The 22,518-nt window shown below is 60.2% G+C and carries 23 protein-coding genes; 16 read left to right on the plus strand and 7 right to left on the minus strand.

What is annotated here, in order from left to right; genetic code table 11:
• From JQM68_RS01100 to JQM68_RS01115, 4 genes are all read left to right on the plus strand, one after another.
• Positions 1-539 (plus strand): electron transfer flavoprotein subunit alpha/FixB family protein (locus JQM68_RS01100; protein ID WP_235221071.1); only part of this gene is annotated, 539 nt, incomplete at its 5' end.
• Positions 540-753: 214 nt separating this feature from the next.
• Positions 754-1,896, plus strand: a complete 1,143-nt coding sequence (locus JQM68_RS01105; RefSeq protein ID WP_235221072.1) for a TRAP transporter substrate-binding protein — start codon at positions 754-756, stop codon at positions 1,894-1,896.
• Positions 1,897-1,940: 44 nt separating this feature from the next.
• Positions 1,941-2,492 (plus strand): TRAP transporter small permease subunit, encoded by a 552-nt coding sequence (locus JQM68_RS01110; RefSeq protein ID WP_235221073.1) that lies wholly within the window; start codon positions 1,941-1,943, stop codon positions 2,490-2,492.
• Complete coding sequence (locus JQM68_RS01115) at positions 2,489-3,865, plus strand: TRAP transporter large permease (protein WP_235221074.1); 1,377 nt, start codon at positions 2,489-2,491, stop codon at positions 3,863-3,865. Before JQM68_RS01110 ends, JQM68_RS01115 begins: the two co-directional genes overlap by 4 nt.
• Positions 3,866-3,924: 59 nt before the next feature.
• Here JQM68_RS01115 and tsaA read toward each other — a convergent pair whose 3' ends face one another.
• The gene (gene tsaA / locus JQM68_RS01120; RefSeq protein ID WP_235221075.1) at positions 3,925-4,617 is read right to left on the minus strand and encodes a tRNA (N6-threonylcarbamoyladenosine(37)-N6)-methyltransferase TrmO; all 693 of its coding nucleotides are present in this window, start codon (positions 4,615-4,617) and stop codon (positions 3,925-3,927) included.
• A gap of 117 nt (positions 4,618-4,734) precedes the next feature.
• The gene (locus tag JQM68_RS01125; protein WP_235221076.1) at positions 4,735-5,097 is read right to left on the minus strand and encodes a hypothetical protein; all 363 of its coding nucleotides are present in this window, start codon (positions 5,095-5,097) and stop codon (positions 4,735-4,737) included.
• Positions 5,098-5,271: 174 nt separating this feature from the next.
• Here JQM68_RS01125 and JQM68_RS01130 point away from each other — a divergent pair, with 174 nt between their 5' ends.
• The 6 genes from JQM68_RS01130 to uvrC all read left to right on the plus strand — a co-directional run bounded on the left by JQM68_RS01130 (position 5,272) and on the right by uvrC (position 9,458).
• Positions 5,272-5,664, plus strand: coding sequence for a Fur family transcriptional regulator (locus tag JQM68_RS01130; protein WP_268821371.1), 393 nt, complete (start codon positions 5,272-5,274; stop codon positions 5,662-5,664).
• A gap of 22 nt (positions 5,665-5,686) precedes the next feature.
• Positions 5,687-6,220: a rubrerythrin gene (gene rbr, locus JQM68_RS01135; protein WP_235221078.1), complete on the plus strand. Its 534-nt coding sequence runs from the start codon at positions 5,687-5,689 to the stop codon at positions 6,218-6,220.
• 273 nt (positions 6,221-6,493) lie between these two features.
• On the plus strand, positions 6,494-6,757 hold the full coding sequence (locus JQM68_RS01140) for an HPr family phosphocarrier protein (RefSeq protein ID WP_235221079.1): 264 nt from the start codon (positions 6,494-6,496) through the stop codon (positions 6,755-6,757).
• 161 nt (positions 6,758-6,918) lie between these two features.
• Positions 6,919-7,266 carry a DUF4234 domain-containing protein gene (locus tag JQM68_RS01145; protein ID WP_235221080.1) on the plus strand — a complete coding sequence of 116 codons (348 nt, stop codon included), beginning with the start codon at positions 6,919-6,921 and terminating at the stop codon, positions 7,264-7,266.
• Positions 7,256-7,609, plus strand: a complete 354-nt coding sequence (locus JQM68_RS01150; protein WP_235221081.1) for a DUF2752 domain-containing protein — start codon at positions 7,256-7,258, stop codon at positions 7,607-7,609. Before JQM68_RS01145 ends, JQM68_RS01150 begins: the two co-directional genes overlap by 11 nt.
• Before the next feature lie 19 nt (positions 7,610-7,628).
• Complete coding sequence (gene uvrC, locus JQM68_RS01155) at positions 7,629-9,458, plus strand: excinuclease ABC subunit UvrC (RefSeq protein ID WP_235221082.1); 1,830 nt, start codon at positions 7,629-7,631, stop codon at positions 9,456-9,458.
• Positions 9,459-9,491: 33 nt separating this feature from the next.
• Here the strand turns inward: uvrC and JQM68_RS01160 are convergent, their stop codons facing one another.
• Together JQM68_RS01160 and JQM68_RS01165 are read right to left on the minus strand one after the other, a co-directional pair.
• A complete protein-coding gene (locus JQM68_RS01160) occupies positions 9,492-10,007 on the minus strand; it encodes a hypothetical protein (RefSeq protein WP_235221083.1) in 516 nt (171 codons plus the stop codon).
• Complete coding sequence (locus JQM68_RS01165; protein ID WP_235221084.1) at positions 10,004-11,872, minus strand: LTA synthase family protein; 1,869 nt, start codon at positions 11,870-11,872, stop codon at positions 10,004-10,006. Before JQM68_RS01165 ends, JQM68_RS01160 begins: the two co-directional genes overlap by 4 nt.
• A gap of 248 nt (positions 11,873-12,120) precedes the next feature.
• Here JQM68_RS01165 and JQM68_RS01170 point away from each other — a divergent pair, with 248 nt between their 5' ends.
• From JQM68_RS01170 to JQM68_RS01190, 5 genes are all read left to right on the plus strand, one after another.
• Positions 12,121-13,395 (plus strand): adenylosuccinate synthase, encoded by a 1,275-nt coding sequence (locus JQM68_RS01170; protein ID WP_235221085.1) that lies wholly within the window; start codon positions 12,121-12,123, stop codon positions 13,393-13,395.
• A 74-nt stretch (positions 13,396-13,469) separates the two neighbouring features.
• Complete coding sequence (gene purB / locus JQM68_RS01175; protein WP_235221086.1) at positions 13,470-14,888, plus strand: adenylosuccinate lyase; 1,419 nt, start codon at positions 13,470-13,472, stop codon at positions 14,886-14,888.
• Positions 14,889-14,989: 101 nt separating this feature from the next.
• Complete coding sequence (locus tag JQM68_RS01180; RefSeq protein ID WP_235221087.1) at positions 14,990-16,330, plus strand: alanine/glycine:cation symporter family protein; 1,341 nt, start codon at positions 14,990-14,992, stop codon at positions 16,328-16,330.
• Between the two features lie 83 nt (positions 16,331-16,413).
• Positions 16,414-17,541, plus strand: a complete 1,128-nt coding sequence (locus JQM68_RS01185) for a CobW family GTP-binding protein (protein ID WP_235221088.1) — start codon at positions 16,414-16,416, stop codon at positions 17,539-17,541.
• A 25-nt stretch (positions 17,542-17,566) separates the two neighbouring features.
• On the plus strand, positions 17,567-18,499 hold the full coding sequence (locus JQM68_RS01190) for a TIGR03943 family putative permease subunit (protein ID WP_235221089.1): 933 nt from the start codon (positions 17,567-17,569) through the stop codon (positions 18,497-18,499).
• 100 nt (positions 18,500-18,599) lie between these two features.
• On the opposite strand, the gene brnQ is transcribed toward JQM68_RS01190, so the two are convergent.
• Positions 18,600-19,874: a branched-chain amino acid transport system II carrier protein gene (brnQ, locus tag JQM68_RS01195; protein ID WP_235221090.1), complete on the minus strand. Its 1,275-nt coding sequence runs from the start codon at positions 19,872-19,874 to the stop codon at positions 18,600-18,602.
• Positions 19,875-20,005: 131 nt separating this feature from the next.
• Here brnQ and JQM68_RS01200 point away from each other — a divergent pair, with 131 nt between their 5' ends.
• A complete protein-coding gene (locus JQM68_RS01200; RefSeq protein ID WP_235221091.1) occupies positions 20,006-20,797 on the plus strand; it encodes a DUF4358 domain-containing protein in 792 nt (263 codons plus the stop codon).
• A 51-nt stretch (positions 20,798-20,848) separates the two neighbouring features.
• Here JQM68_RS01200 and JQM68_RS01205 read toward each other — a convergent pair whose 3' ends face one another.
• Together JQM68_RS01205 and JQM68_RS01210 are read right to left on the minus strand one after the other, a co-directional pair.
• Positions 20,849-21,970, minus strand: coding sequence for a DUF362 domain-containing protein (locus JQM68_RS01205; RefSeq protein ID WP_235221092.1), 1,122 nt, complete (start codon positions 21,968-21,970; stop codon positions 20,849-20,851).
• Positions 21,971-21,999: 29 nt separating this feature from the next.
• Entirely contained in the window at positions 22,000-22,413 is a 414-nt protein-coding gene (locus JQM68_RS01210) for a hypothetical protein (RefSeq protein WP_235221093.1), read from the minus strand.
• Positions 22,414-22,518: the final 105 nt, after the last annotated feature.

Below are 22,518 nucleotides of genomic sequence, written 5' to 3' on the forward strand. Positions count from 1 at the left end.
CCACCGTGCGTCCCGGCGTTATGAAGAAGAACGCCTTCGACCAGGCCAAGGCTGACGCCTGCGAGATCGTGAAGCCCGCTTTCTCCCTGACCGAGTCCGATATGAAGACCGAGGTCGTGGAGGTCGTGAAGGCCGCCAAGAAGCTGGTCGACCTGATCGGCGCCGACTACATCGTCTCCGTCGGACGTGGCATCAGCAAGGACGTCGAGGGCGGCATCAAGCTGGCTGAGGAGCTGGCTGAGGTCCTGGGCGGCGTTGTGGGCGGCTCCCGTGCCACCATCGACAGCGGCTGGCTGTCCGCTGACCATCAGGTCGGTCAGACCGGCAAGACCGTGCATCCCAAGGTGTATGTTGCTCTGGGCATCTCCGGCGCCATCCAGCACAAGGCCGGTATGCAGGATTCCGAGTGCATCATCGCGGTGAACAAGAACGACACCGCTCCCATCTTCGAGATCGCCGACTACGGCATCTGCGGCGACCTGTTCAAGGTCACCCCGCTGCTGATCGAGGCTATCAAGGCTGCCAAGGCCGCGAAGTAAGAACGGTCCTCGCAAAATTCTCCGAAATACTTTGTTCTTCAGCAAAATGTTACCTGTTTTATCCTCCCCGCGTCGGCGGGGAGGACAAAACGGGTTCGCTCAAAGCCCCGGCGATCTTGCGTTTGCCGGGCCATATTATAGCGGTAAATGCCGTTTTTTTCACAAACTTTTGTAAAAAACGGAATTTATAGAAAAAAGAAGAGGAGAAAGAAAAATGAAAAAGAAAATTTTCGCAATGCTGCTCTGCATCGCAATGGTTCTCTCCCTGGCTGCCTGCGGCGGTTCCTCCAGCTCCAGCTCCGGCGGCGCTCTGGATCAGGCTGCGGCCTCCAACAGCGGCTCCACCTCCAGCGGTACCAGCGACCTGCCTACCGTTAACTGGAAGATGGGTTCCACCTGGGGCGCCGGCAACGTGCACTTCACCGTTGACAAGCGTTTCGCCGAGATCCTGAGCCAGCTGACCAACGGCGGCTTCACCGTTACCAACTATGCCGAGGGCGAGCTGTGCTCTGCTTCCCAGCTGTTTGACTACGTACAGGATGGCACCATCCAGTGCGGCGGCGACTGGGGCGGCTACTGGTCCGGCAAGGACAGCGCTTTCGAGCTGCTGTCTACCATCATGGACGACTTCACCGGTCTGGACTACTACATCTGGATCTATGAGGCCGACGGCCTGCAGTGCTACAAGGACATGTACGGCCAGTACAACATGAACTACTTCCCCCTGGTCACCAACCCCTCTGAGTCCGGTATCCGTTCCGTGTCCCCCATCACCTCCATCGCTGACATGCAGAAGATGAAGATCCGTCTGGGCGGCATGATGGCTGGCAAGGCTGCTCAGAAGCTGGGCATCAACATCACTGCTGTTCCCGCTGCTGAGCTGTATGAGTCCCTGCAGCGCGGCGTTATCGACGGCGGCGAGTTCTCCGGCCCCAAGGCTGACGACTCCCTGAAGCTGCAGGAAGTGGCCAAGTACTGGTGCGCTCCCGCTTGGTATCAGTCCGCTGGTGTCAATGGCGTCATGGTGAACATGGACGCTTGGAATTCTCTGCCCGAGGAGTATCAGACCGCTTTTGAGATGGCCGCCCGTCTGTGCTGCGGTGAGCAGCTGGCCCGCTATTATCACAACGATATGGTCGTCACCAATCAGATGATCGACGAGCAGGGCATCACCGTTACCCACCTGAACGACGAAGACTGGCAGATCATCCGTGATACCTGCAAGCAGACCTACCTGGAAGAGTGCGAGATCAACCCCAACTTCAAGATGGTCTATGACTCCATGCAGGCTTACCGCGAGTCCGCTACCAACTATCGTGACTGGACCGCTGATTACGGCTTCGGCTTCAACAAGTAATTCCTCTTTCAACGACCCTGAAAAAACGTTAAAGAGGTGTATCGATGAAAATTGTCAAAGGTATCTGCAAAGGTATCGACAAGGTAAATGACGTTCTGGGCAACATCTTTTCTGTTCTGGTGCTGGGTATCCTTGCCGTTATCATTTGCGAGGTCGTTCTGCGCCGCCTGTTCAACAGCCCTCAGATTTGGACCCAGGACCTGATCGTGATGCTGTTCGCTGCGTATATCATTCTGATCAGTGCCTATGGTTTCCAGAAGAAGGCTTTCGTGGCGGTGGATGTGGTGTTTGCCATGCTTCCCAAGCTGGTGCAGCATATCCTGCATGTGGTGACCTATGTGTGCTTTCTGGTGCCCTTCGTGTTTTGGATCCTGCCCAAGACTTGGGCGTTCTTCCTGAAGGCCTATACAACCAAGGAACTGACCTATTCCGTGTGGGCCGCACCCACTTGGCCTGTGAAGCTCTGCTTCTTTGTGGGCATGCTGCTGCTGGCTGTCCAGTCTGTGTCTGAGATCCTGAAGGAGATCGTGGCAGCCGTCGAGACTGTCCAGAGCAGAAAAGCCCTCCCCAGTGACGGAAAGGAGGACCAGGCATGATCGGCATTTTGCAAAATCTGGTGGTCGCTCTGTCCGCCAATGCTGACATCAAAGTTGTTCTGATTGCACTGCTCTTCGGCCTGATGGTCGTGGGTCTGGTGTTGGGCCAGGAACTGGCCTTTGTGCTGGGCGGTGCCGGTGTTCTGATCGGTGCCATTGCGATGGGTGATTCCGGTGTTACCATCGCCATGACAAAGATCTACGACCAGATGCAAAGCTACTCCATGGTAGCTATCCCAATGTTCGTACTGATGGCAAACTTCCTGACACATTCGAAGGTAGCCGACGGCCTGTTCGAGTCCGTCCGTTACCTGTTCGGACCTGTCAAGGGCGGTTTGGGCCTGGCGGTTATCCTGGTCTCCACCGTGTTCGCCGCTACCACAGGTATCGTCGGCGCTTCCGTGGTCACCATGGGCATGCTGTCCCTGCCCATCCTGCTGCGCAGCGGCTATAAGCCCTCTCTGGCCTGCGGCATGGTGTGTGCCGGCGGTTCTCTGGGTATCCTGATCCCGCCTTCTATCATGCTGGTGTCCATGGGCTCCTATGCTGAGGTCTCCGTCGGCAAGATCTTCTTTGCCGCTATCGTCCCCGGCCTGATGCTGTCCCTGGGCTACATCATCTACATCATGGTCGTTACCCGCATCCATCCTGATTGGGGTCCGGCCATGAGTGCCGAGGAACTGGCGGAGATGCCGCTGAAGAAGCGCATCACCGGCTCTCTCATCAACTTGATCCCGCCCCTGATCCTGATCTTTGCTGTGTTGGGTTCCATCTTCGGCGGCATTGCCACCCCCACAGAGGCTGCTGGCGTGGGCGCCCTGTTCGCGCTGATCCTGGCTATCTGCTACAAGCAGTTCAGCCTGAAGATGCTGTATGAGTCTCTGATCGACACGGCCAAGACTACCGCTATGGTGTTCATCATCCTGTTCGGTGCTGCGGCTTTCACTGGCGTGTTCATGTCTCTGGACGGCGATGAGATCATCGCCAACTGGGTCATGAGCATTGGCATTGGCAAGTGGGGCGCTTTCGCAATTATGATGGTGATCGTGTTCATCCTGGGCATGTTTATCGACTGGCTGGGCATCGTTATGATCGTGTTCCCCATCTTCCTGCCCATTATGGACCAATTTGGCTTTGACCGCCTGTGGCTGGTGGCCATCACCGCTACCCTGCTGCAGACCTGCTTCATGACTCCGCCTTTCGGCTTCGCCCTGTTCTATGTCAAGGGCATCCTGCCGCCGGAAGTCAAGATACAGGAGGTCTACAAGGGCGTCATACCCTTCATTATCATTATTTGCATCGTGACCGTACTGTGCGCGGTGTTCCCGCAGCTGGTGACCTGGCTGCCGACCACCATGGCCGCAGGTGCTTGACCCCTATCTCAAGCAAAAAAAACTCCCCGAAGGACAAAAGTCCTTCGGGGAGTTCTGTTTTAGGGAGAAGGAAAGATATCTCTCACTGTCAGCAGATCTCCGTTTACGGCAAATTTAACTTCCATCCCGGCAAATCCAAATCCGTATATCCGCTCCGGGTCATCCTGATAGTGGGGCCGGGGATCCTGGGCCAGCACGCCCCGCAGGGCTTCCCTGCGGTCCTCCGGCACTTTTTCCAGCAGCTCGGGGGGAATGACGACCTTCAGCGTTTCCCCCGCCGGGACAGCGGCGAAGCCCCCCAGGGCTTCCGGGTGGCTGTCGGCGTAGGGAACGTAGGGCTTGATGTCCAGAATGGGCGTTCCGTCCATCAAATCGGCGCCCAGGACCCGCAGCACGGTGCCCCGGTCCGCCGTCTGCTCCATTCCCGCCAGCTTCACGCAGGAGAGGGCAATGGGATTGGGCCGGAAGGGAGAGCGGGTGGCGAACACGCCCATCCGGGTGTTTCCGCCCAGCCGGGGAGGGCGGACGGTGGGGGACCAGTCCTTCCGCACCGCCTGGTCGAAGACCCACACCAGCCAGATGTGGGAAAAGCCCTCCAGCCCCCGAAGGGCGTCCTCATTTTGAAATTCGGGCTCAAACACAATGGTGGACTCCAGAGCGTCTACCAACCCGCTCTGCCGGGGAACGCCGAATTTTGTGGAAAAATCGCTGTGGATGCGGGCGATGGGCCGCATGGTGAATTCCTGAGGCATACTGCACCCCGATTCTCATAATATAGAAGCATTATACAGGATTTTTCCGCAAAAGGAAATAAAAAAGCGAGGGGCCCCAGCATTTGCCGGAGCCCCTTACTGGCTTGCGAAGGGCGGTCAATACGCGCCGTTGGCAGAGCGGTTAACGGTACCGTTATTGCCGGTCAAAGCCCGGCCGGTATCGTCCAGAACATCTCTGGTGCCGTTTCCAATATCCTCCAGGACATCGCCGGTGTCATCAATCAGGCCGCCGTTGTGGTTGTCAGTGCCGTTGTTTGCGGTCTCATTGTTGGTGGTGCCGTTGTTAGCGGTTCCGTTGTTTGCATTCTCGCCGGCGCCGTAAGTCTCGTTGGTTCCGGCGGTGCCGTTCGTCGTGGCGTTGCCGTTTTGGTCGTTGCTGTTCTGGTTACTGCGGCCGCATGCGGTCAGAGAGAACACCAGAAACAGGGAGGCCAGCAAGAGCGTCAGACTTCTTTTCATGTCTTCTCCTCCTTTGCGCAGGTCTTTGCAAGCGCGATACCCGAATCCTATTGTGCCCGGAAGTGTGGGGAGAAGTCCTGAAAAAATTTTCCTGTTTTTCTAAAATCATGCTTGCGTTTTCGGAGAGAATATGCTATATAAATAATAGTAATTATTATTGATAAGGAGAGGGCCATGAAAGAGCAGCGGTTTTCGCAGCAGAGAGTGCGGATCTACCAGGCGGTCCAAAGCTCGATGGAACATCCCTCCGCCCAGATGGTATATGACGCCCTGCGGCCGGAAATGCCCCGGCTGAGCCTGGGAACGGTTTACCGGAACCTCCACCAGATGGCGCAGGAGGGCCGCCTGCGGGAGCTGGAGGGCCCTGTCGCCCGGTTTGACGCCGTGCTGCCGCCCCACACCCACATCCGGTGCGTCCGGTGCGGACAGGTGGCGGACCTGGCGGTGCCCTACGACCCGGCGCTGGACCGGGAGGCCGGCGAAAGCGGCTGGGCGGTAAATGGGCATGATTTGGTATTCAGCGGACTTTGTCCTGCCTGCAGGACGGAGCAGCCGTTAGAAAATTAAAGCGTATGAAAGGGGTATTTTTATGGAATTGAAGGGAAGCAAGACGGAGGCCAATCTGTGGATCGCCTTTGCGGGTGAGTCCCAGGCCCGGAACAAGTACGACTATTTTGCCAGCAAGGCCAAGAAGGAGGGCTACGAGCAGATCGCGGCCATCTTCCAGGAGACCGCTCTGAATGAGAAGGAGCACGCCAAACTGTGGTTCAAGGCCCTGAGCGGCATCGGCTCCACCGAGGAGAACCTGGCGGCTGCCGCCGCCGGCGAGAACGAGGAGTGGACCAAGATGTACGCTGACATGGCCCGCACCGCTGAGGAGGAGGGTTTTCTCGCTCTGGCCGCCCAGTTTGAGGGCGTGGCCAAGATCGAAAAGACCCATGAGGAGCGCTACCTGAAGCTGCTGGACAACCTGAAGAAGGGCGAGGTCTTCAAGAAGGGCGAGAAGGTCATGTGGTTCTGCCGCAACTGCGGTCATGTGGAGGTCGCCGAGAGTGCGCCCGCGGTCTGCCCCGTGTGCAATCATCCCCAGGCCTATTTCCAGGTAAAGGCCACCAACTATTGATCGCAGGCCAAGCTGCCTGATAAAAAACCGCCGCGTTTGCGGCGGTTTTTTCTGAATATCCCTGAAAGATGCGGGATTTTTGGCGTATGGTGTGGCACAAGTGGGCTAAACTACCAAAAAGCTGTTTTTCAATACCACAGTTTTCCCCAAACATTTGTGAAAAACGCCGTTGACGGAATGGGAAAAACCAGTTATGATGATACTAGTATCAAAAAATGACTTGCTATGCGAAGCTGTTGAGAATAACTTGGTATAGAAAAGGAGAGCTGTATCATGTATACACAGGAGATCACTGTCAACAACGAGGTTGGCCTGCACGCAAGACCCGCTACTTTTTTCATTCAGAAGGCCAATGAGTTCAAGAGCGGCATCTGGGTGGAGAAGGAAGACCGCCGCGTCAATGCCAAGAGCCTGCTGGGTGTTCTGTCTCTGGGCATCGTGAAGGGCACCACCATCACCCTGATCGCGGACGGCTCCGATGAAAAAGAGGCCGTGGCCGCTCTGGTCGATCTGGTGAACGACAATTTCGGCGAGTAAGACATACGGGAATCCACTGTGCGGCTCTGCGTTTGCGGGGCCGCATCTTTTATTGCACCGGGGACGCGGGTATGATATAATCAAATCCACAAAGGCGCATATGATAAGACAGAAAGGAACTCCGCGGCTTTGAAAAGACGCGGCGGAGGTGGGTAACGTTTATGCTGGAAAAGAAAAACATCGCGCTTTGTATCGTGTTTTCCGTTTTATCCTGCGGTCTGTACAGTCTGTACTGGCTGTACTGCCTGGCCGAGGATGTGAACCGGCTCACCGGCCGGGAGGGGGCTATGTCCGGCGGCATGGTGCTGCTGCTGTCCATTGTGACCTGCGGCATCTACGGCTGGTATTGGCTCTATGTCTCCGGCGAGGCACTGGATCAGTACAGCGTCAGCCGCGGCGAAATGGGCGGCGGACACCTGGGCATTTTGTATCTGCTGCTGGGCATCTTCGGCTTTGGCATCATCTCCTATGCGCTGATGCAGTCCGAGCTGAACAAGTATGCCGCGTAAGCGGTCAACGCTGTATCAAACCGGCGCGGGGATTCTCTGCGCCGGTTTGCTTTACGGATTCGTGCTGATCCCCCTGGGCGTGCGCATCCCCTGCCTGTTTTACCGCTTCACCGGCCTGCGCTGCCCTGGCTGCGGCGTGACGGACCTGTGTCTGGCCCTGCTCCACGGGCACTTTGCCCCCGGCTATAACTGGGGACTGGTGCTGGCGTCCCCGGCGCTGGTGTGGCTGCTGGTCCGGCTGTGGAAAAACGGCGATTGCGGGAAGGCGGAAAAGGCCGTCAGCGCCGCCCTGCTGGTATTTTTGCTGGCCTGGGGCGTGGCGCGGAATCTCTGGGGAATATAAACGAAAGGAGGCGTGTTCCGTGACAAAGAACGAGCTGAAGGAAAAGGCAAACGACCTGCCCCTCAGCCCCGGCGTCTATCTGATGATGGACAAGACCGGGAAGGTCATCTATGTGGGCAAGGCGAAAAAACTGAAAAACCGGGTCAGCCAGTACTTTCAGGACAGCGCCTCCCACACTGTTAAGACGCGGCAGATGGTGAGCCAGGTGGACCACTTCGACACCATCTTTGTCTCCAGCGAGTTCGAGGCTTTGGTGCTGGAGAATTCCCTCATCAAGCGCCATATGCCCCGCTACAACATCCTGCTGAAGGACGACAAGGGCTATCCTTTTGTCCGCCTGTCCCGGGAGGCCTACCCCCGGTTCACCATGACGAACCGGGTCGCCAATGACGGCGCCCGGTACTTCGGACCTTTCGGCGGGCGGTTTGAGACCCGGCAGGCCCTGGACGCGGTGCTGTCCGCCCTGCGGCTGCCCACCTGCAGCCGGAAATTCCCCAAGGACATCGGCGCGGAGCGGCCCTGCCTGAATTTCCACATGGGCCGGTGCGACGGCTTCTGCCGTCCCGACATGACGGCGGAGGAGTACAACCGCCGTATCCATCAGGCCTGTCAGCTGTTGGAGGGCAAGTCGAAGCAGCTTCTGCGGGAGATGACAGAGGAGATGGAGGCGGAGGCCGAGGCCCTGCGGTTCGAGCAGGCGGCGGCGCTCCGGGACCGCATCAACGCCATCAGCGCCCTTTCCAAAAAGCAGACGGTCATCGCGGGCCTGTGCGCCGACACGGACATCTGGGGCCTGTACCGGGGCAGCGGCAAGTGCTGCTACGCGGTGCTGCACATGGAAAACGGCAACCTGGCGGGCCGGGAGACGGAGCTGTTCACCGCCCCCATGGAGGAGGGCGAGGCGGAGATGCTCTCCGCCCTGACGGCCCAGTATTACCTGCCCCGGGCCATCCTGCCCCATGAGATTCTGCTGCCCTTTGAGACGGAGGGGTACTGCGACGACCTGTCCGAGGTCCTGACAAAGCGGGCGGGCCATAAGGTCTGGGTCCATGTCCCCCAGCGGGGCGAAAAGGCGGAGCTGCGGGCCATGGCCCAGCGGAACGCGGCGGAGGAGGCGGAGCGGGCCACCACCGCCGAGGAGCGCACCGCCCACACCCTGGAGCTGCTGGGCAAGCTGCTGGATTTGCCCACGCCGCCGAAGCGGATGGAGTCTTTCGACATTTCCAATACCGGAAAAAGTGACATCGTGGCCTCCATGGTGGTGTACAGCGGCGTCCGGCCGCTGAAATCCGCCTACCGCCGGTTCCGCATCCAGTCCTTGGAGGGGCATCCCGATGACTATGCCTCCATGCAGGAGGTGCTGACGAGGCGGCTCCAGCGGGCGGCGGACGGGGATGAAAAGTTCCTGCCCCTGCCGGATGTGTTCCTCATCGACGGCGGCGAGACCCACGCCCGGGCCGCTTTGGAGGTGGCAAGGAGATTTGATGTACACATCCCTATTTTCGGCATGGTGAAGGACGACCGCCACCGCACCCGGGCCCTGGTGACGCCGGACGGCCGGGAGATCGGCATCGGCAACTACCAGCCGGTCTTTACCCTCATCGGGCAAATTCAGGAGGAGACCCACCGCTTCGCCATCACCTACCACCATGAGAGCCACACGAAAAGCACCATGAAGTCGGCGCTGGACGGCATCCCCGGCGTGGGCCCCAAGCGGCGGGAGGACTTGCGGAAGCGATTTGGCACCATGAAAGCCATCAAGGAGGCGGATGTGGAGACCCTGGCCGCCGTGGTGCCCCGGAGCGCCGCAGAGGCGGTGTGGAAGCACTTCCACGAAAAAGAGCAGTAAAAAATTCCTGTCTGGAATCCAGACAGGAATTTTTTATCGAAAGAACCGCTTCCGCAGCTTGCGGTGCCACAGAAATGTCAGCCGTTCCAAGGCCCGGTCCATCACCAGAAACGTGACGTTGGCAAGGAGCAGCAACAGCAGATTCATCCAGCGGACGGCGTCCAGCAGGTCTGCCGTCAGGCCCATCAGCCGCAGGACGAGGCCGTACAGCACGGCGATGATGGTGTTGCACACCGCCAGCTTCACCAAAAGCCGCACCGGGCGGGAATGGATGCGATCCAGCCGGGGCCGCAGCAGGGGATACCAGCCGAAGAACGCGAATACCAGGGCGGTCTCCCGGTCCGGCACCAGCAGCACCGCCAGAATCGCGGTGGCGCCGTAGGCGACGGCGGCGGTCTTTGTGCCGTACTCCTCTAAAATGGGCAGGAGGACGGCCATGGCGAGAATGGGCCCGGCAAACATGCCGATGCCCAGCATGCCGCCCAGGAGCAGCATCGTCACCGCCAGGGCGCACAGCAGGCCACAGAGGGCAATTTGCTTGCTTTTCATCCGTGGATCTCCTTGTACCGCAGCTTGTAGTAGCTCCACTGCCGCCACTGCCGGATGGCGGCGGACAGGGATTCATCGGCGGTCTGGGTCAGTGTGCCGTCAGAGAGCAGGCAGGACTGCTTCTGCACCACCGGCGCCTCCCGGCGCAGGTCGTTCAGGAAGGAGAACCAGGCGGTGTCGTCGCCCCGGCCCGTCAGCTCCAACACGGCGGCCCCCAGGAAAGAAGCGGAAATTTGCTCCGGCAGCTCCAGGGCGGCGACGGCGTTCTCCCAGTCCAGGGCTTCCGCCGCCGCGTCGTTGGCCCAGATGACGTAGGGGGTCTCAAAGGAGGTCAGCTCCGCCCATCCCTCTTGCTCCGTGTAGCCCAGCTCGGCGTAGCCCTTCTGGTTGTCCCCCAGGTAGGGCAGGTGGTCGCCGAAGTACACCAGCACCACCGGCTCGTTCCGGGCGGCAAAATAATCCCACAGGCTGCCCAGCATCTCGTCGGCGTCCCGGACGCCCTCGGTGTAGACCCGCAGCATGGTCTCCACATCCTCGGACACGGAGATGTTCAGGTCTACCGGGGGAAAGTCGTAGCCCTCGCCGTACTTGGCGGTGGTGTAGGACATGTGGTTCTGGATGGTGGTGGTGAAGTGGAACAGGGATTCGCCGGACGCCATGGTCTCCTCGAATTCGTCCTGAATGAGGCCGATGAGGTACTCGTCCGCCACCCAGGTGCCCTTGTACACCGGGTCGGCCATCTGGTCGATGAACACCGTCTTTTCCGCGCCGAACCAGCGGTAGACGTTTTCCCGGTTGTAGAACCAGTCGTTGCCGGGGTGGAAGAAAGATGTGCGGTAGCCGTCAGCGTTAAACACCCGGAACAGGCTGTCCAGATTCCGGTTGATGACCCGCATGGCGGAGGTGGTGGTGGCGGACAGGGCGTTGGTCTGCATGCCTGTCAGCACGTCGAACTCCGTGTTGGCGGTGCCGCCCGCGAAGCCCGGCACCACCACATGGCCGGAGACGGCGTGGGGGTCGGCCTGCAGGGCATGGAAGTTCGCCAGGGGGTCGTTTTCGGCGGTAAAGGCAAAAGCGGGGCTGTCGGTGATGTCGGAGAAAGCCTCGTTCATCACCATGATGACGTTCACCGGCTTGCCGGGGACGCTGTCGGTCTCCTGGGCGTCCCAGCTTTCCGCGTCGGCCCTGCGGAAGCCCTCCGGCTTGTCCACGGGGTAGGTGGTGAACTGGTGGCAGAAGCAGTAGGGAAAGCCCAGCTCGTTGAACACCGAGGGGATATAGTAAGCATTGGTGACCCGGAAGGAGTTGTAGAGGTCATTGGAGGCGTAGACCGTCAAAATCAGCACCACCAGCACGGCGAAGCTGGCGGCGGCGCCCAGGAGACTGCCCAGCCAGCCCCGGAGCTTTTTCACGGGGAAGGGCTTGCAGCCGATAAAAATGCCCAGGGCAGCCAGCAGCAGGGTCGTGACCACCACCACGGCGATGACGCCCACGGGGAAATGAATGTCATAGGCGCCCATGGCGCTGCCGACTTCCTTCAACAGCCCGAAATCCCGGGGGAACACCGGCTCGTCCCGGACCTCCAGCTTGATGCGGTTGGCGATGGACAGGGCACAGACGCCGAAATTCACCAGCGCCGCGCCGAAAAAGACATTGCGGAACAGGCAGGTGAACAGCAGCAGGAGCAGGCCGATAGGCATGGCATTCAGTACGATCAGCAGGGGCTGGGCCTTGAAATGGGCCAGCACCACCCGCAGGGCGTTGGGCTGGCACCACAGGGCCAGCAGGGTGATGCAGCCCGCCAGCAAGACTGCCGCCAAAAGGGTCAGCGGCAGGGGGAGGCGGTATTTTTGAAAACGTTTCAATGCGGTAAGTCCTTTCACGATAATGTTTTTATTATAATGTCCGAAATGAAAAGCCGCAAGAGTGTTTTTGAGAGAAGGGGCCCCGCGAAAACCCAGCGATGCCGAAAGGTTGACCTATTAGCAAAATTTATCCTCGATATAACAAGTTTGTTCTTTACTTATGGGAAAAGTGCCGATATAATATCTTAGGTTGGGCTGTCATGCCCACGGACTGCAAAAGCAAAATAAAACCGGGAGGTTTTTTGATTATGTCGAATTGCGCCATCGTAGGCATCAACTGGGGCGACGAGGGCAAGGGCCGCATGGTGGACCTGCTGACCAGCGACTATGATGTGGTCGTCCGCTATCAGGGCGGCGGCAACGCCGGCCATACCGTCGTCAATGACAAGGGCAAGTTCGCTCTGCACCTGCTGCCCTCCGGCATTTTCCGTGACGGCGTGGTGAACGTCCTGGGCAACGGCGTGGCTCTGGACTGCGAGAACCTGTGGACCGAGATGACAGACGTCATTTCCAAGGGCGTGTCCATCACTCCTGACAACCTGAAGATCAGCGACCGCGCCTCCCTGCTGCTGCCCTGGCACCGGGATCTGGACGGCCTGGAGGAGGCCCGTCTGGCGGACAAGAAGTACGGCTCCACCAAGCAGGGCATCGCGCCTTTCTACTCCGACAAGTACCAGAAGAAGACCGTCATGGCCGGCGAACTGCTGTATCCCGACAAGCTGTGGGACCACCTGGAGGGCATTCTGGAGTGGAAGAACCTGACGCTGGAGCGGGTCTACGGCGCCAAGCCCTATACCATGGATGACCTGAAGGCCTGGGTAGCGGACTTCGGCGAGAAGATCAAGCCCTTTATCTGCGATACCGGCGCCTTCCTGCGCCAGGCCAACAAGGAGGGCAAGAGCATCCTGTTCGAGGCCCAGCTGGGCTCCCTCCGGGACCTGGACTACGGCATCTATCCCATGACCACCTCCTCCAACCCCATCGCCGCCTACGCTCCCGTTGGCTCCGGCTATCCCGAGGCCAAGATCGACAAGATCGTGGGCGTGGTGAAGGCCTACTCCTCCTGCGTGGGCGAGGGCCCCTTTACCTGCGAGTGGTTCGGCGAGGAGGCTGAGAAGCTCCGGGAGGCCGGCGGCGAGTACGGCGCCAAGACCGGACGGCCCCGCCGGGTGGGCCCCATCGACATCGTGGCCACCCGCTACGGCATCCAGTGCCAGGGCGCTACCGACATCGCCCTGACCAAGCTGGATGTGCTGAGCTATCTGGACGAGATCCCCATCTGCGCCCGTTATGAACTGAACGGCGAGCAGATCGACTATTTCCCCTTCCCCGCCGTTCTGCCCGACGCCAAGCCCGTCATGACCTCCATGCCCGGCTGGAAGTGCGACATCTCTGGCGTCCGCAAGTGGGAGGACCTGCCTGAGGCCGCCCGGAACTATGTGGAGTATGTGGAACAGCAGGTCGGCTGCCACATCACCTATGTCTCTGTCGGTCCCGAGCGCGATTCCATCATCATCCGATAATGAACCACCGCAAGAGGAGACGGCAGTCTCCTCTTGCGCCGTCTCACAACAAAATCAAGAAAGGTTGACCTCCTATGTCCAAAGACCGTTATGAATCCCCTCTGGCGTCCCGGTACGCCTCCCAGTTCATGCTGCACCTGTTCTCCGCCGATATGCGCATCCAGACTTGGCGCCGCCTGTGGGTGGCTCTGGCCCGGGCGGAGCACAATCTGGGCCTCCCCGTCACCGCCGAGCAGGTGGCGGAGCTGGAAGCCCACATCACCGACATTGACTACGACTGCGCCGCCGCGCGGGAGAAGGAAGTCCGCCACGATGTCATGGCCCATGTGTACACCTACGGCAAGGCGGCCCCTTCCGCCGCCGGCATCATCCACCTGGGCGCCACCAGCTGCTACGTCACCGACAACGCCGACCTCATCATCTATCGGGAGGGCCTGCGGTATCTCCGTGGCGAGCTGATCGCGGTGCTGGCGAACCTCAGCAAGTTTGCGGAGCAGTATAAGGCCACCCCCACCCTGGGCTACACCCACTACCAGCCCGCACAGCTGGTCACCGTGGGCAAGCGGGCCACCCTCTGGATGCAGGACCTGCTGGCCGACCTGGAGGAGCTGGACTTCGTGCTGGACAACATGAAGTTCCTGGGCTGCCGGGGCACCACCGGCACCGAGGCCAGCTTCATGGACCTGTTCGAGGGCGACGGTGAGAAGATCGACGAGATGAACCGCCAGATCTCCGCCGAGTTCGGCTTTGACAAGTGCTTCCCCGTCTGCGGTCAGACCTATCCCCGCAAGGTGGACAGCCGCATCCTGAACTGCCTGTCCTCCATCGCCCAGAGTTGCTACCGGATGGCCAACGACATCCGCCTGCTCCAGCATGACCGCCAGGTGGAGGAGCCTTTCGAGAAGAACCAGATCGGTTCCAGCGCCATGGCCTACAAGCGCAACCCCATGCGCTCCGAGCGCATCTGTTCCCTCAGCCGTTATCTCATGGCCGACGCCATGAACGCCCCCATGACCGCCTCCGTCCAGTGGCTGGAGCGGACATTGGACGACTCCGCCAACCGCCGCATCTCCATGCCCGAGGGCTTCCTCTGCGCCGACGCCATCCTGCGGCTGGCCCAGAACGTCACCGATGGCCTCCACGTCAACGAGAAGGTGGTGGACGCCACCGTCCGGGAGTACCTGCCCTTCATCGCCACGGAGAATCTGATGATGGAGGCCGTGAAGCGGGGCGGCAACCGCCAGGAGCTCCACGAGATCATCCGCACCTGCTCCATGGCTGCCACGGCGAAGATGAAGGAGGGCGAGAAGTGCGACCTTCTCAGCCGTCTGGCCGCCGAGCCCGCCTTCGGCATGACTGAGGCGGAGATGGAGGCCGTCCTGACTCCCAGCGCCTACATCGGCCGCTGCCCGGACCAGGTGGACGCTTTCCTGGCCCAGGTGAAGCCTCTGCTGAGCCAGGCCAGCGACGAAAAGCCCGAGATCAACCTGTAAGATGTTTTCCCCAGCCGGGGCCGCGTCAGCGGCCCCGGCTTTTGCATTTCCGCTCTTTTGCCCGCATACCTTGTCTATAACGGAAAAGGAGGGGACAGGGGATGCTGAACGCCGTCAATGAATTGCTGTGGGGCCCCGGCACCCTGGCGCTGCTGCTGGGCACCGGGGTATTTCTGACCGTGCGGATGCGGCTGCTGCCCTGGCGGCGGCTGGGCTTTGCCCTGCGCTCCGCCCTGGGCCGGGAGGCCCGGCGGACTGGTCGGGACGGCGTATCGCCCTTTTCCGCCCTGATGACGGCCCTTGCCGCCAGCATCGGCACCGGAAACATCGTGGGGGTCGCTACGGCTCTGGCGGCGGGCGGGCCGGGAGCGTTGGTGTGGATGGAGCTGTCGGCCCTGTTCGGCATGGCCACCATCTTTGCCGAGAGCTTTCTGGCGGTGCGGTACCGGCGGCGGGACCGGCAGGGCCAGTGGGTGGGCGGACCCATGTATGCGCTGGAGGCCGCTTTCGGGCGGAAGCACGGCGGAAGGCTTGGCGCCGTGTTTGCCCTGTTTGCCGTGGGAGCGTCCCTTGGCATCGGCAGTATGACCCAGTCCAATTCCATCGCCGGGGCGCTGGAAAGCACGTTTGGCCTGCCCGTGTGGACGGTGGGGGCGGTGACGGCGGGGCTGGCGCTGGTCATTATCCTGGGCGGCATCCGCAGCATTTCCAAAGTGGCCGCCGTCCTGGTGCCGGTGATGGGGGTTATCTACCTGGCGGCGGGGCTGGCGGTGATCATCGGCAATCTGGGCAGTCTGCCCGGCAGCGTGGCGGAGATCATCCGGTGCGCCTTTTCACCACGGGCGGCGGCAGGCGGTACTGCCGGATGGCTGGTGGCCGCCCGGTGGGGCGTGGCCCGGGGCGTGTTCTCCAACGAGGCGGGGCTTGGCTCCGCAGGTATTGCCGCCTCCGCCGCCGACAACGCCGACCCGCTGCGGCAGGGCTACATCAGCATGACGGGCGCTTTTTTCGACACCATCGTCATCTGCACCGTCACCGGCCTTGCCATCTGCTGCTCCGGGGTGCTGGGGACCGTGGACAGCGCTGGAGTGCCGCTGGACGGAGCGGCCCTGACCATTCGGGCATTTCAGACAGTGCTGGGGCCCTGGGGGGCCCGGTTCGTGTCGCTGTCCATCGTGCTGTTCGCCTTTGCTACCATCGTGGGCTGGGAGTATCAGGGAGAGGTGACCTTCACTTACCTCACCCGGGGCCGGGGACGGCTTTTTTACCGGCTGATGTACGTCCTGGCAGCCTTCCTGGGAGCGGGACTGGGATTGGAGACGGTGTTTGCCTTTGCCGACATCTGCAACGCCCTCATGTGCGGGCCGAATCTGCTGTGCCTTGTGGCGATGAGCGGTGAGGCATGTAGGGGCATTCGGAAAAAGACAGTGGAAAAGCTGTAAATTTTTTGTGATTTAGTTGCATTTTCCCGCTTTCGTGGTATGATAAGTTCTGCTATGAAATTTTGTGAAAAGGACTTGATACCATGACGAAAATTGACATTATCTCCGGCTTTTTGGGTGCCGGCAAGACCACGCTTATCAAAAAGCTGCTGGCGGAGGCGTTCCCCGGCGAAAAGCTGGTGCTCATCGAGAATGAATTCGGCGAGATCAGCATCGATGGCGGCTTTTTGAAGGAATCCGGCGTCCAGATCAGCGAGATGTCCTCCGGCTGCATCTGCTGCTCCCTGGTGGGCGACTTCAACAAGGCGCTGAAAGAGGTGGAAGCTCAGTTCCATCCCGACCGCATCCTGATCGAGCCCTCCGGCGTGGGCAAGCTCAGCGACGTCATCGTGGCGGTGGAGAACACCGTGGCCGACGTGCCCGAGATGAAGCTGAACAGCTTCGTCACGGTGGCCGACGCCACCAAGGTGAAGGTCTATATGAAGAACTTCGGCGAGTTCTACAACAACCAGATCGAGGCTGCCGGCGCCATCATCCTCTCCCGGACCCAGAAGCTGACCCAGGAGAAGCTGGAGGCCGCCGTCGCCCTGCTGCGGGAGAAGAACCCCGACGCCGCCATCCTGACCACCCCCTGGGACGCGCTGGACGGCAAGGTGATCCTCTCCGCCATGGAGAAGGTGTCCCTGGCGGACGAGCTGCTGGCGAAGATGCGGGAGGAGCATGAGGCCGAGGAAGCCGAGCATGAGCACGAGCATCATCACCACGACCATGACGAGGATGAGCACGAGCATCACCACCATGACCACGACGATGACGATGACGAGGATGAGCATGAGCATCATCATCACGACCACGAGGAGCATGAGCACCATCACGACCATGACCATGAGTGTGACGACCCCAACTGCTCCTGCCACCATCACCACCATCACCACGCCGACGAGGTGTTCACCTCCTGGGGCAAGGAGACGCCCAAGCCCTTTACCCAGGCTGACATCCAGCGCATCCTGACCGCCCTGGACTCCGGCGAGTACGGCAAGATCCTGCGGGCCAAGGGCATCGTCAGCGGCGAGAACGGCCAGTGGATCGAATTCGACTACGTGCCCGAGGAGCACGACGTCCGGACGGGCCATCCCGACTACACCGGGCGGCTGTGCGTCATTGGCGCGGAGCTGAAGGAGGACAAGCTGGCGGAACTCTTTGGGCTCTAATACCGGAAAGGGAACGAACTTTACTATGGCTGATATTCCTGTTTACTTGGTCGCCGGTTTTCTGGACGGCGGCAAGACCAATTTCATCAACGGCATCCTGGAGGACGGCTTCGCCCGCCAGGATAAGACCCTGCTGATCTGCTGCGAGGAGGGCGAGGAGGAGTACAACCCGAAGGCCATGGACAACGTGACCGTTGTCACCGTGGAGGAGGAAGAGGACTTGAAGTGCTCCCAGCTCAAGGCGTGGGAGAAGCAGTACAAGCCCAAGCAGGTGCTCATTGAGTACAACGGCATGTGGCAGATGGAACGCCTTTACAGGGAAGTCCTGCCCGCCAACTGGGTGCTTTATCAGATCATGACCTTTGTTCAGGCGTCCACCTTCGAGATGTACGCCAAGAACATGGGCCAGCTGATGATGGAGAAGATCACCAATGCCGATCTGCTGGTGTTCAACCGCTGTACGCCGGAGCTGCGGGACGCTCTGCGGAAGCGGAACCTCCGCATGGTGAACCGCCGGGCGGACATCTACCTGGAGATGGAGGACGGCACCAGCGAGGACTACCTCACCGGCGACGAGTGCCCCTTCGACCTGGACCAGGAGGTCATCGACATTCCTGATGACGATTTCGGCGTCTGGTATGTGGACGTCATGGACCATCCGGACCGGTACGACGGCAAGATGGTGCACATGAAGCTCATCATGTGCCACTCCAAGAAGTATCCCGGCATCCACTGCCCCGGCCGCTTCGCCATGGTTTGCTGCGAGAACGACGTGCAATTCCTGGGCCTCATCGCCAAGGGCGACACTCTGGACCAGTATGAGAACCGGGACTGGATCGAAGTGACCGCCAGAATGACGGTGGAGAAGCACAAGGCATACAAGGGCAAGGGCCCGGTGATGAACATTCTGTCCATCGCCCCCTGCGAAAAACCCGCCCAGGAAGTTGTCACATTCTGATACAAAACGTTATATTGCGGCACAAAAATACGAATTGCAATCAAATGACGCGCAAAAAAGAGGACCGGGAACTTTCCCGGCCCTCTTTTTGACGGCGCATTTATGCTGTTTTTCGACCTATCAGACCGCCGATAACGCCGAATATGGCAGCGGGCAGTACCCAGCCGAAGCCGTAGGCCGACAGGGGGAGGGCGTTCAGGAAAGGCATGGACGCTCCGAAGTCCGCCGTGGTCAGGAGGCTGGTGAGCAGAGCGCCCAGGGCCGCCATGCGGAAGACCCAGTCGGAGTGGATGTGCCTGTCAAAAAAGGACAGGAAGATCAGGACCAGCGTGGGCGGGTAGACGATGTTCAGAATAGGGGCCGCGATGGAGACGATCTGGTCCAGGCCGATGCAGGAGAAAACCGCGCTGAACAGGCAGATGGCGGCAGCCAGCCAGGAGTAGCGGAGCCGCCCGCCGGAGAGCGTGGAGAAGTACCCGGCGGCGGAGCTGACCAGGGCTACGGCTGTGGTGACGCAGGCCAGAGCAACCACTATGGAGAACAGCACGATGCCCGCGTAGCCCATGAGGTTGCGGACGATGGCCACCACCAGATACGTCCGCAGGACGGAGAGGTCAAAGAACCGGGACATGGTGACGCCCAGGTACGTCAGCCCCAGATAGACCACCAACAGGGCGGCGCCAGCCACTGCGCCCGCGCCCGCCACCACCCGGAACAAGGATTGCGGGTCCTCGTGGCCCTTGGCTTTGGCACTTTTCAGCACGATGATGCCGAACACCATGGCCGCCAGCACGTCCATGGTCTGGTAGCCCGCCTCGATGCCGGTCATGGGCACGTTGTCCACCAGCACCCGGTCGGGCACCGGGCCGATGGGGTCCATGACGCCCTTGACGATGAGGACGAGAAGCCCGATGAGAAGGGCAGGAGTCAGGACTTTGCCCACGATGTCCACCACAGCGGACTCCCTGACGCAGAGGAACAAAATGAGCAGGAAAAACAGGGCGGAGAACAGCGCCGGGCTGAAGCCGGAGACCAGCGGCGCCAGGGACATCTCATAGGTGGTGGCTGCCGTCCGGGGGATGGCCAGCATGGGGCCGATGCACAGCACGATGGCGCTCATCAAAATCGCGGCGGGGACCTTTCCCAGACGCCGGGTGATGCCCTCCGGCCCGCCCCGGCGCAGAATGGCGAACAGGGCCAGCAGTGCCAGGCCGATGTCCGCCAGATAGTAACAGACAAAGCCCAGAAACCACTGCTTTCCGCAGCCCAGGCCCAGGTAGGGCGGGAAAATGACGTTGCCTGCTCCGAAAAACATGGAAAACAGGGCAAAGCCAATGACAAAAATGTCCAGAATGTCTTTGCGGGTGCGCTTCATAGGGGGCTCCTTTCGTATATCTGAAAAAATATAAAAAACCGGGAACTTTCCGGGAAAGAATTCCGTCAGTAGAAGCGAGAGATGAAGGGCCGGGCCCTTCCGAAAATACGCATAAGAGGAGAACATACGCGATGAAGAAAAAACTGCTTGCCCTGCTGCTGGCCCTGTCCATGCTGGCGGCGCTGACCGCCTGCGGCGGAAAGAAGGATGACGCCGGGACACCGGAACAGGAAGTGACCGCCGGAGATGTGGACGGCACTGTTGACCAGCCCCAGGAAACTCCGGAAGCCGGGGAGGAGGCCAGCGAGATCCAGAACGCAGATGGCAGCACGGAAGACGGCGCGGTGGAAACCCTCCCCGCAGACCCGGCGGAAAAGGCGGAGGGCGGCAGCCTGCCCGCCGACACCACCCAGAAGCCGGAGAGCAAGCCGGTGGAAAAGCCCGTCCAGAAACCAGCGGAAAAGCCTGCTGAAAAACCCGCCCAAAAGCCCGCTGAAAAGCCCGCGGAGAGCAAGAGCGTGGACCTGGCGGCTTTCTTTGAGACGTTTGCCTCCGGTGAAAACCGCCCCGCCATGATGCAGGCGGACGGCGAGGTGCTGGACGCCTTCTATCCCGGCCTGACCGCCATCAAGACGAAGCAGTGCGGCGTGTACACCGCCATGATCTCCGCCGCCGTGGGCGAGCTGGCCCTGGTGGAGGTGGAGAACAGCGCCGACGTCCAGGCGGTGAAGGACATTTTTCAGGCCCGGATCAACTATCAAGTGGGTGACGACGAGAATCCCGGCGGCGCCTGGTATCCCCAGACCATCGAGGGCTGGAAGAACGGCTCCCGTATTGTCTCCAACGGCAATTATGTCATGCTGATTGCCCTGAGCGAGGGCGCGGACGATGTGGTGAACAGCTTCAACGCTTTGTTCGCATAAACAATATGTGCAAAAAGGGACTTCCGCCGGCAGGCGGAAGTCCTTTTTTGATTAGATCGTTACCAGCTCGTATGCCCGGGTGCCCAGGCCCAGCTTTTCGGCGTGCTCCAGACAGACCTCCCATTCGGTGTCGGGGTGGGCCTTCTGGAAATAGTCGCCCTCGTTGCAGGCGCAGTCCTTGTCAAACAGCACGGAGTTGGGGACAGCCGTCTGCGCCAGCACCGCGTCGGCACAGGCCTGGTCCAAAGCCACGGGGTCAAAGGAGGCGAACATGCCTACGTTGGGGACGATGGGCACATCGTTTTCCCCGTGGCAGTCGCAGTTGGGGGAAACGTCCATCACCAGGGATACATGGAAGCAGGGGCGGCCGTCCACCACGGCCTTCGTGTACTCGGCGATCTTCTTGTTCAGAATGGCCGGGGCCTCGTCGTACAAGCATTGGATGGCGTCCTTGGGGCAGATGGCCAGGCACCGGGCGCAGCCCACGCACTTGTCGGTGTCGATGCTGGCCTTGCCGTCCTCGCCGAACTGGGGCGCACCGTGGGCGCAGATCTTGGCGCAGGCACGGCAGCCCACGCACTTCTTCTGCTTGACGAAGGGCTTGCCGGAGTTGTGCTGCTCCATCTTGCCCGCCCGGGAGCCGCAGCCCATGCCGATGTTTTTCAGGGTGCCGCCCATGCCCGCCTGCTCATGGCCCTTGAAATGGGTCAGGGAGACGAACACGTCGGCGTCCATCACAGCCCGGCCGATCTTGGCGGATTTCACATACTCGCCGCCCTCCACGGGCACCTCCACCTCGTCGGTGCCCTTCAGACCGTCGGCGATGATGATGTGGCAGCCGGTGGAGTAGGGCGTGAAGCCGTTGACGTAGGCGGACTCGATGTGGTCCAGGGCGTTTTTCCGGCCGCCGACATACAGCGTGTTGCAGTCGGTGAGGAAGGGCTTGCCGCCTTGACTCTTGACCAGATCCGCTACCACCTTGGCCCAGTTGGGCCGCAGGTAGGCCAGATTCCCCGGCTCGCCGAAGTGCATCTTGATGGCGACGTATTTGTCCTCCATGTCGATGTCGCCGAAACCGGCGGTCATCATCAGGCGGGCCAGCTTCTGGGGCAGGTTTTCCCGCCAGCTGGGACAGCGGAAGTCGGCAAAGTAAACTTTGGATTTCTCAGACATTTCGTTCTCCTTTTCTTTCTCTTACGGGATTATTCGTCCAAGTCAACAGAGATGTTATCTGTTCCGTGCTGGTCAAATTCAGAGAGGTACGCGTCGATGCGGTCCATGAGGGCACCGTAATTCTCCCGGGTCAGGGGCTCGCCGTCCATATCCCGGAGGGCCAGCTCCTCCGCCAGTATTTCGTAGAACACCACGTCCTCATAGCTCTCGATGGCTTCATGGATGCCGCCGTCTGCAAAGGCCCGGGAGGGGATCAGCTCGCCATGGTACAGTTCCACCAGCTTGCTCATCTTGTGCTGAAGGCAGTGGGAGAAGACCAGACTCTCCACCTCGTCGTATTCCTTGATGCGGTCATCTTCCCGGGTGGAATTCATCACCCAGTTTCCTATGTAAACCAGATCCAGCAGATAGCGGTACTGCTGTTCTGTCAGTTCAATTTTCACGGATAGACACCTCCCCAAACGGGCAACAACAGTGTGATGCGGATGTTAGTATGATTATAGCAGAGTAGTAAGTAAAATTCTATATAAAAAACAGGGTAAAAAGGC

The organism is Oscillibacter valericigenes (genome assembly GCF_021531435.1).
GTDB classification, from domain to species: domain Bacteria; phylum Bacillota; class Clostridia; order Oscillospirales; family Oscillospiraceae; genus Oscillibacter; species Oscillibacter valericigenes_B.